The sequence below is a fragment of the Pseudomonadota bacterium genome, assembly GCA_030860485.1.
Taxonomy (GTDB): Bacteria; Pseudomonadota; Gammaproteobacteria; order JACCXJ01; family JACCXJ01; genus JACCXJ01.
Genome location: JALZID010000195.1, coordinates 1 through 8,547 on the forward strand (window position 1 = coordinate 1; position 8,547 = coordinate 8,547).

General features: G+C 62.5%; 10 protein-coding genes and 1 pseudogene. 6 read left to right on the forward strand and 5 right to left on the reverse strand.

The features are described from left to right. Positions 1 to 335: 335 nt before the first annotated feature. The 4 genes and pseudogenes from M3461_11005 to M3461_11020 form a co-directional block, all read right to left on the reverse strand. Positions 336 to 635: a hypothetical protein gene (locus M3461_11005; protein MDQ3774842.1), complete on the reverse strand. Its 300-nt coding sequence runs from the start codon at positions 633 to 635 to the stop codon at positions 336 to 338. 69 nt (positions 636 to 704) lie between these two features. Further along, positions 705 to 989: a hypothetical protein gene (locus tag M3461_11010; GenBank protein ID MDQ3774843.1), complete on the reverse strand. Its 285-nt coding sequence runs from the start codon at positions 987 to 989 to the stop codon at positions 705 to 707. Positions 990 to 1,101: 112 nt separating this feature from the next. After that, complete coding sequence (locus M3461_11015; GenBank protein MDQ3774844.1) at positions 1,102 to 1,446, reverse strand: hypothetical protein; 345 nt, start codon at positions 1,444 to 1,446, stop codon at positions 1,102 to 1,104. Between the two features lie 312 nt (positions 1,447 to 1,758). Further along, positions 1,759 to 2,212, reverse strand: a pseudogene (locus M3461_11020) (thermonuclease family protein). A 607-nt stretch (positions 2,213 to 2,819) separates the two neighbouring features. On the opposite strand from M3461_11020, the gene M3461_11025 reads away from it, so the two are divergent. Continuing rightward, entirely contained in the window at positions 2,820 to 3,938 is a 1,119-nt protein-coding gene (locus M3461_11025; protein MDQ3774845.1) for a multicopper oxidase domain-containing protein, read from the forward strand. Here the strand turns inward: M3461_11025 and M3461_11030 are convergent. Next, positions 3,888 to 4,193 carry a hypothetical protein gene (locus tag M3461_11030; GenBank protein MDQ3774846.1) on the reverse strand — a complete coding sequence of 102 codons (306 nt, stop codon included), beginning with the start codon at positions 4,191 to 4,193 and terminating at the stop codon, positions 3,888 to 3,890. The two genes, M3461_11025 and M3461_11030, sit on opposite strands and share 51 nt — an antisense overlap. Here M3461_11030 and M3461_11035 point away from each other — a divergent pair. The 5 genes from M3461_11035 to metG all read left to right on the forward strand — a co-directional run bounded on the left by M3461_11035 (position 4,182) and on the right by metG (position 8,272). Then, entirely contained in the window at positions 4,182 to 4,487 is a 306-nt protein-coding gene (locus M3461_11035; GenBank protein ID MDQ3774847.1) for a multicopper oxidase domain-containing protein, read from the forward strand. The genes M3461_11030 and M3461_11035 overlap by 12 nt on opposite strands. A 131-nt stretch (positions 4,488 to 4,618) precedes the next feature. After that, the gene (locus M3461_11040; GenBank protein MDQ3774848.1) at positions 4,619 to 5,086 is read left to right on the forward strand and encodes a hypothetical protein; all 468 of its coding nucleotides are present in this window, start codon (positions 4,619 to 4,621) and stop codon (positions 5,084 to 5,086) included. 304 nt (positions 5,087 to 5,390) lie between these two features. Beyond that, a complete protein-coding gene (locus M3461_11045) occupies positions 5,391 to 5,765 on the forward strand; it encodes a hypothetical protein (protein ID MDQ3774849.1) in 375 nt (124 codons plus the stop codon). Then, positions 5,705 to 5,944: a galactose oxidase early set domain-containing protein gene (locus tag M3461_11050; protein ID MDQ3774850.1), complete on the forward strand. Its 240-nt coding sequence runs from the start codon at positions 5,705 to 5,707 to the stop codon at positions 5,942 to 5,944. The genes M3461_11045 and M3461_11050 overlap by 61 nt, the downstream gene beginning before the upstream one ends. Positions 5,945 to 6,223: 279 nt before the next feature. Next, complete coding sequence (gene metG / locus M3461_11055; protein ID MDQ3774851.1) at positions 6,224 to 8,272, forward strand: methionine--tRNA ligase; 2,049 nt, start codon at positions 6,224 to 6,226, stop codon at positions 8,270 to 8,272. Positions 8,273 to 8,547: the final 275 nt, after the last annotated feature.

An 8,547-nucleotide genomic window follows, 5' to 3' on the forward strand; every position in this document is an offset into this window, starting at 1 on the left:
TCGAGCTCCCCGCCCAACCGCCGCCGAAGATCACCGCCAGCTCAGTTCTCAGCCATCGCCCTGTAGTGCAGACCTAGGGGGGTCCCTATGAATGATATCAATCACTTAGGACCTCGGTACCCCCCGAGTCGGCTAAGTCGGGCTAACAACCCCTTAATGATGTGAGCCTCCATTAAGTCTGTGGTCATATGAAGTTGTCGCATTATGTGCCGTCCTCTTTCGCTGGAATGTAACAATACCGAATCAACGCCTTCACAGTCTTCCCGCCCGGCTCGATGAGCTGGCCGCAGAACCCCTCGCGTCCGTTCGTGAGCGGACGGGCGACGGTGAGAGGTTCACAGCCCGTCCTCCATGTGGCGCTCGTAGGCGCAGCCGTATACCGAGGACCTCTCCTGTAGAGTCATGAGCAACTCATCTCGCAGGTGTTGCGGAGCACGCAACAGGTGTCGTGCGACCAGTTGCCCGAACTCTTCCCAATACTCGTTTGCAATGTTATTTAGCAGCTCACCTTCTTCGTTCGTCATGGGTAACCTCTTGTGCCGATACAACGCCTTCGTGGTCTTCCCGTCAGGCCCGATGAGCTGGACGATGTGCCCCTTGGCCTTGACCATGGGGCAGGCGACCGTCAGGTTCACGCCGACCATGCCCGACCACCCGGTAACCCAGCTCCCTGTAGACCTCGGCCTTGGCTTCCTGGGTGGGGGTCATTGCGCCCTCGCCCGATACCTCTTCATGTACGCCGCGTTCCGCGCGCGCTCCGCTGTCACCTCCTCCTCGGTCCGCGGGCGGGCGCGGTAGTCCCGCATGTACGCGGCTCGGGCGAGGCGTGTGCCCTCGGGCTGTGGACGAGCCCGGTAAGCAGCATTATAACGATGCTTCCGTGACTTCGTGATCCCACTCAGGACGACGGCAAACTTCTCGTCCGCCACAACCCCCCCGAACCGTGCCACCAGGGCGTCGTAGATGGCCAGGAAAAGGGGGAACTCCACATCGCCTCTTGGCGAGCGTGTGGCGCAGTCGCTGCCCCATGTGCTCTGCGGCGGCGTGGGCGTTTAGCCAACCGACGTAGCGGGCAGACCAAAGCCAATCAAGCCACCCGGGTTACTCGCAAAATCGCACGCAGTCTGGGCGTGGGTCGTTAGGGTCGCGATCCATATGCAGACTCGTACTCAACAACATTGCCACATAAGCGCAGGCCATAACAAAGATAAGTATTGGTTTGGCTATTTCCCACCCACGTTTGATTGGAGACAAGATGGGATGCTTGAGTGCCCAAGCCTTGTCGGCCGCTTGTTGTGCTTCAAACTTGGCGTATGCAATGTCTGCGTCAATAACGCGCTGCTTGGCAACCTCAATTCCTTCTTCGCTGTGTTCCCATGCTGTGCGTCCTTCTTGGCTATTCCACCAGCCGTCGGGAAATAGTTGGTTTAGTTCTTTTGTAGTCATGTTTCCTTGTCTCCTTTTGAAATGTCAGACATTGGACCGGGCTTGTAGTTTAAACGCGGGTGTCCCCGCGTCCCCTCACCAGGTCAACGTATGCCCGCTTTTCAGTCCGGAGACGGGAGGATACCCCTCGTATATCCTCATTCCCCCGGATAAGCTGACAACGTTGTTTTTCCATTGATATGATGGATGTGATAGATGCGATATTTCTACCTCTCCCGGTTTATTTTGTCACTGTACCCCCCTTGTAATTTTTACCTGACAAATTCCGCGCGAAGGGATAAACTATCACATCCATCACATCATTTCACCGTGTTAAGCCGTTTTTGTCATACCTCTGATACCTCCCTCCACGAACCACCGCATCCCGTGGGTACCAGGTTCCTTCCGCAGCGCCAGGCTCCCACACCAGCCGGTCTTGCCGCCATGCCGATACTCCCAGGGTGGAATTAGATTCGGATCGGTCCACAGGCCGCGCTTGGCGCCCCTTGCTTCGTGCTCCAGGGCCAACAGCGACCTATCGCGGTTGTATTTCGGGTAGATCCAAGCCATGCCGCGCTTGATTTGCTCGGCATTAACGTCGAGGCTTCGGTGTAGACCCTCCCTACAACTCGGCCGTAGCGGTTGCGGTCGTGCTGGTTGCCTTCGCCCGCTTACCGTACACGAGATCGGATAGGCTCTGCTTCGAGCGCTCCCCGAATGGCTGCCGTTTCTCCGGAGCGTCAATCTCCGCCAGCTTGACCTTAGTCTGGCGACCGCTTATCAGCACCGTGCGTGTCGCCGTCCGAAACGCCTACGACCGTGCCCTCGTAGATCGAGGGTATGCCTGGGCACATACCAGGCTCCAGAGGCAAATTCAGACCATCGTGATGTGTTTCATGGCGGGGTTATCGGCAGTACCCCTAGGTTCCGCCACGTCCCTTCCCCAACCCCTCCGGGCGCGACCGCACCGTCGTCCCAGAGCCGCGCTGCGCGGGACGACGACCGAAACGATAAAAGCCCTCTTTTGGTCGTTTATATCGTTTTTGTCGCAGCGCTTGAGCCTCTGCGAGTTAAGACAAGCCCCGCACGGGGAGGGGCTTGCCGGTCAGGCGTAGTGGGACAGCGCTACCGGCCTCGGCGGCCGCGATGAAGAACTCGGCGGTGCGGCAGAGCTATTCCACCGAGGCCTGGTCTGCACTGGTCTGCATCGATCGCTTGCATCTGCTCCTCCAGCGTCGGCAGCTCCAGAGAAGAAGAAGACATTGGCCTTGATAGCACGTCTCTCATCGTGTTATGGATTGTGAGATTCTATCTATATACGGGACGGCGTTGCAACACCGGGGCATGGCGCAAAGCGAGCGCAAACCGTCGCTGAAGTACTCGAGGAGGTCTCCATGGCAATCCGGCACGTCTACCTGAAGATCGAAGAGATCGTCGGTTACCGCCCGGTCGAGCCGAGCCCGCATGCCGCTGTGAGATACCGCAGAGACGGCATGCGAAACAGCGGGCACGAGGACGCGACGATTCCTTTGGCGGAAGTCAAGGCCAGGAGCGTCGATGCGGTGGTCTATCGAGAATACCTCGACCCGGACTACCTCGTACCAAAACCGGACAAGCTGGTGCTTGCCGATGTGAACGAACCGAGCTATACGCACCGCGTGCCGGGAGCCGTGATCTACGCGCGTCCCGGCGAGCGACTCCACATCCACGTCCTTAACGGCGACGTGATCCCGCACAGCCTGCACGTGAACGGTCTGCGGTACGGCGCAGACTCTGACGGATCGTGGCCGTTCGGCACCGAGACGACCGACGGGCGCCGGTCGGACGAGATCACTCCAGGGCGGACGTGGACGTATCGGTTCGACGTCACCGACGACATGGTGGGCGCCTGGCCTTTCCACGATCACTCTCACCACATGGGCGAGAGCGTGAACCGCGGCCTTTTCGGCGGAATCATCGTGCTGCCCAAGGATTGCGATCCTCTCGCCGAGTACACGCTTCCGCCGCTCGCTAACGACTTCATCGAACGACGCTGCCGCCACCTCGGCGACGACGACGATGTCGATCCCGTGCCGGCTGGCCACAAGCCGGCCCACGCAGCCGCGGTCACGCTTGGAGCCGCGCCGGCTCGTAAAGACGGGCACACGGACGTCGCCACCGGACACGCCGGAACTCATCATCACGGCGGTGGTGATGGCGGGCATCACGGAGACGGCGCCAGGCCTCACGTCGGGCGGGACCTCGAGCATCGTGGAGTACTCGCCTTTCTCGATGAATGGTTTCAGCTCGACTACGCTCATCCCCGGTGCAAGGAAGACGACCTCCTGCACGTGCCGATGTTCGTCCACCTCATGAGCCGAAGACGGGGGACGCCGGCCTTTAACAGCGGTCCGTTTTCGCCGGCCGGTCCGCCTTTCGAAGTCACCTTCGGCACCGAGGGCAGCTTCACCTATCACTTAATTTCACCAGCAGATGCAGGGGACGGTGATCGTCGCCGCGGGCGAGCGACCTGAAGCCACGGTCGCGATCGAGGACGTCGCCCCGATGAACCTGAGGTTCCAGCCGGCCGAGGTGCGCATACGCCCTGGTGGCACAGTGCGTTGGACGCCGGGCAAGATGGTCCACACCGTGACCGAGGACGGCGCCGGGATCCCGAGCTTCTGCTTCAACGGCAGAACGTTCATCGGCAACACGCCGACGATCGTCGCCCGCGCGGGCAGCGAATCCGGTGGTACGTGTTCAATCTTGATCTCGGCATGGGCTGGCACGACTTCCACCCACGCGCGCAGCGCTGGAAGTTCGCCCACGAGAACCTCGATGTCCGCAGCATCGGTCCCGCCGAATCCTTCATCGTCAACACGACGGTGCCGCCGGCGCTGCTACTGCCACTCGATATCGAGAAGTGCCAGGATCCCAAGGATCGGCCGAAGGACGCGAAGGAGTACGAGCTGTGTGGCGACTTTCTCTTCCACTGCCACGTAGAGATGCACATGATGCAGGGGCTCGCGGGGCTCGTGCGGTCGAAGCAGACGGTGTGGCTCACCGATGAGCAGGTCGACTGAGCTGAAGGCGAAGGTCGGATTCCCGGTTGGGACGTGGGACAACCGGTGGTCCGAGTGTCGATCATCATCGCTCCGAGCGATTCCTTTGCGGCGAGTGGAAGCTCGTACCCGGATCGCCGGAAGTGTGCTTCATGCATGCGTGTCTCCTCCCGGGTACGCTCAAAGTTCTTTACTTCGGATACGGAGATACGCGCGACGACCTCAGCCGGCTCTTCGACTACTCGGTGGATCCCGGCGCCGTGGCTGCCCCTGGAAACCAGCCGTTCGACGTCACGCAGCCGCCGAACAGCCGACCGCTCGCCAACATCTGGTCGGCCGAGCATGACTTCCTCGACGATGCGGTAGGCACGGTCCTCGTCCACGGAGGCTTCACGCCCAGGCAAACGTATCAGTTCGATCCGGGTACGCTGCTATGGACGCGTAAGCAATCCACGGCTCACGATCGCTTCTATTCAACCACCTTGATGCTGGCCGACCGGAAGCTGATCACGCTCTTTGGCGCAGAGGCGAAGTCCTTCGAGATCTACGACCCGGCTGCGGGCACATGGGCTGCGCCGGTGGAGGCGCCGGTACCGGACATGGAACACCACCACTGGTAATCCCTGGGCGTACCTCCTGCCCGGAGGCAAGCTATTCATCGCTGGCCGCACGTGCCTACGCAACGATTCAACGCGGGTCCGGCTGGGATCACCGGCTCGAGTCGTTTCCGACCAACGCCGGCAATCGCAGCAGCGGAGGTGAGAAGGGCACGTCCGTGCTATTGCCGCTGCGGCCGCCCAACTACGAAGCACGGGTCCTGATCGCGCGCAGCAGACTGCGGAGCTGATCGATCTTTCCGTGGCCGCGCCGGCGTGGACCAATCTCTCGAATCTGAACCGTGCTCGCCCGCAACAGGTCAATACCGTGCTGCTCCCTGACGGACGCATCTTCCTGGCGGGCGGGATTGACGACGTCGATGGCGGTCCGGTGGAGATCTTCGACCCGCGGGATCCCGACGCCGGGTGGGAGCTCTGCGCGACCATGACCATTCCGCGCGGCTATCATTCCACCGCGATCCTGCTCGCCGATGGCAGCGTGCTGATGGGCGGCGACAAGCTGGGCAGTGGAAGTCGGGTGAGACGACCGAGCACGAGCGGTATTATCCCACGTACTTCACGCTCCCGCGGCCGGCGATCACCGGTGCACCAGCGTCGGTCGCGTATGGCGCGGTTTTCCTCATTCAGACTCCGGACCCTGCGAGCATCGCCGAGGTGGTCCTGGTACGGCCTGGCGCAGTGACGCACGGGTTCAACATGACGCAACGGGTAGTTGAGTGCGTGATCGTGGGGGCGGATCCCGGCGCCGTGGGCGTGCAAGCGCCGCCCGACGGGAACATCGCGCCACCGGGGCACTATCTGCTGTTCATCCTGACGGCGGCTCGTGCGCCATCGCTTGGACAGTGGATCCGGATCACGTAATAGTTGGGGAGGTCGTCGCACTGCGCTTTCCGACGCTGCACGACGACACCATCGTCTTCGTCGCCCATGACGATCTGTGGCGCGTCGACGCCTCGGGCGGGCCGGCGCGCCGGTTGACGGTCGGACTCTCCGAGCCGCATCGGGAACAGGTACCGCCCGAGCCGAGCCCGCGCCGCGCTCGGCATGCCGGGCGCCCATGGAACGGCACGACCCGGTTCATGACACGGGCGCGCGCTTGGTGGTACTTTATGCGCCCGCACGCCGCCGAGCCCACACCCCATGGACGACACCCCCCGCGAGATCCTCGTCACCAGCGCCCTGCCCTACGCCAACGGCCCCATCCACCTGGGACACCTCGTCGAGTACATCCAGACCGACATCTGGGTCCGCTTCCAGCGCCTCTCTGGGCATACCTGCTACTACGTGTGCGCCGACGACACCCACGGCACCCCGATCATGCTGAAGGCCGAGGCCGAGGGGGTCTCGCCCGAGTGCCTCATCGAGCGCATGCACGCCGATCACCTGCGGGATTTCACGGCCTTCCACATCGCGTTCGACAACTACTATTCGACCAACTCGCCGGAGACCCGGTCGCTGGCCGAGGCCATGTTCCACAGGCTCCGGCAACAGGGCCTCATCGACGTCCGCTCGATCGAGCAGCTCTACGATCCGGTGAAGGAGATGTTCCTCCCGGACCGCTTCATCAAGGGCGAATGCCCGCGTTGCCACGCCAAGGACCAGTACGGGGATGCCTGCGAGGCCTGCGGCGCGACCTACCTGCCGACCGAGCTCATCGCGCCCTATTCGGCGCTGTCGGGGGCCGTGCCCGTCCGGAAGAGATCGGAGCATTATTTTTTCCGGCTCTCGGCTTGTGCGGAGTTCCTCGCGAAATGGACGCGCGCCGGACACCTGGATCCCCAGGCCGCGAACAAGCTCGACGAGTGGCTGAAGGCGGGCCTCTCGGACTGGGACATCTCGCGCGACGCGCCCTATTTCGGCTTCGAGATCCCGGGGGCGCCCGGGAAGTATTTCTATGTCTGGCTCGACGCCCCCATCGGCTATATGGCGAGCTTCCAGAACCTCTGTGAACGCGAGGGGATCGACTTCGATCGATTCTGGACCCAGGGCGCGAAGACCGAGCTCTATCACTTCTTCGGGAAGGACATCCTTTATTTCCACGCCCTGTTCTGGCCGGCGCTCCTCCACCACTCGGGCTACCGGACCCCGGACCGGGTGTTCGCCCACGGGTTTCTGACCGTGAACGGGGAGAAGATGTCCAAGTCCCGCGGCACCTTCATCACCGCCCACAGCTATTTGAAGCACCTCGATCCCGAATACCTTCGTTATTACTATGCCGCGAAGCTCGGCGCGACGATGGAGGACGTGGACCTCTGCTTCGAAGATTTCGTGGCGCGCGTCAACGCCGATCTCGTCGGCAAATACATCAATATCGCCAGCCGCTCCGCCGGTTTCATCACCCGCCACTTCGACGGGTACGTACGCGCGGTCACTGAGCTCGACCCGTGGTGCGCTTTCAAAGTAGAAGACTACTCGGACCGGATCGCGGCAGCGTACCAGTCGCGGGAATTCGGTAAAGGCCTGAGAATGGCGATGGAGCTCGCCGATCGCATCAACCAGTACTTCGATGCCGAGCAACCGTGGAGGCTTGCAAAAGGGGTGGAGGACCCGGCCACGCGGGAAACCCTGCACCAGGTGTGCTCGGTGTGCCTGCGAGGTTTTCAATACCTCAGCCTGTGGCTCAAGCCGGTCCTGCCGAGCCTCGCGCTGCGGGTCGAGGCGTTCCTGAACTGCGGCGAGCTCTCCTTCGCGGGCGAACCCTCCCCGCTCGTGCGCATCAAGCCCTACGAGCACCTCCTGACCCGTATCGAACCCAAACGGATCGCGGCCCTTGTGATGGAAAACACGCTTACGCCCACACCGACGCGAGCCGCTGGGGCCGCGCCGGTCGAGGTCGCCCCCATCGCCCAACCGATCTCGATCGAGCCCATTTCAATCGAAGAATTCGCCAAGGTGGACCTGCGCATCGCCCGCATCGTCCGGGCCGAGCACGTGGAGGGTGCCGACAAGCTTTTGAAGCTTACCCTCGACATCGGGCAAGAAGAACGCACGGTATTCGCCGGCATCAAGTCGGCCTATGCACCCGAGGCGCTCACGGGCCGGCTGATCGTGATGGTGGCCAACCTCGCTCCGCGCAAGTTGCGCTTCGGGGTCTCGGAGGGGATGGTCCTCGCGGCTGGTCCCGGCGGCAAGGAGCTGTTCCTGCTGAGCCCGGATAGCGGCGCGGAGCCGGGGATGGGCGTCAAGTAGTCTTGCAATCGAGGAACGGCGCATGAACGTGCTGCTCCTCGGGGCCGATGGGTTTCCTCGGTCGCCATTTGCAGATTGCATTGGAGACGGCCGGACATACGGTCCGCCGAGGCGTGCATCGCCAGGCGCGCCGAGCGGACGAGATCGCCGTGGACTATGCGCGGGATGTCGATGCGGGCGGCTGGCGGGGGGCGGCTCACCGGGGTCGATGCGGTGATCAACGCGGTCGGGATCCTGCGGGAGGGTCGCGGGCGGCGTTTCGATGCCATCCACGA

What these genes read in the sequence shown, in the direction of transcription:
- metG (MDQ3774851.1), top strand. Translation starts at nt 6,224, where the DNA reads ATGGACGACACCCCCCGCGAGATCCTCGTCACCAGCGCCCTGCCCTAC.
- M3461_11025 (MDQ3774845.1), top strand. Translation starts at nt 2,820, where the DNA reads ATGGCAATCCGGCACGTCTACCTGAAGATCGAAGAGATCGTCGGTTAC.
- M3461_11035 (MDQ3774847.1), top strand. Translation starts at nt 4,182, where the DNA reads ATGGGCTGGCACGACTTCCACCCACGCGCGCAGCGCTGGAAGTTCGCC.
- M3461_11040 (MDQ3774848.1), top strand. Translation starts at nt 4,619, where the DNA reads ATGCATGCGTGTCTCCTCCCGGGTACGCTCAAAGTTCTTTACTTCGGA.
- M3461_11015 (MDQ3774844.1), bottom strand. Translation starts at nt 1,446, where the DNA reads ATGACTACAAAAGAACTAAACCAACTATTTCCCGACGGCTGGTGGAAT.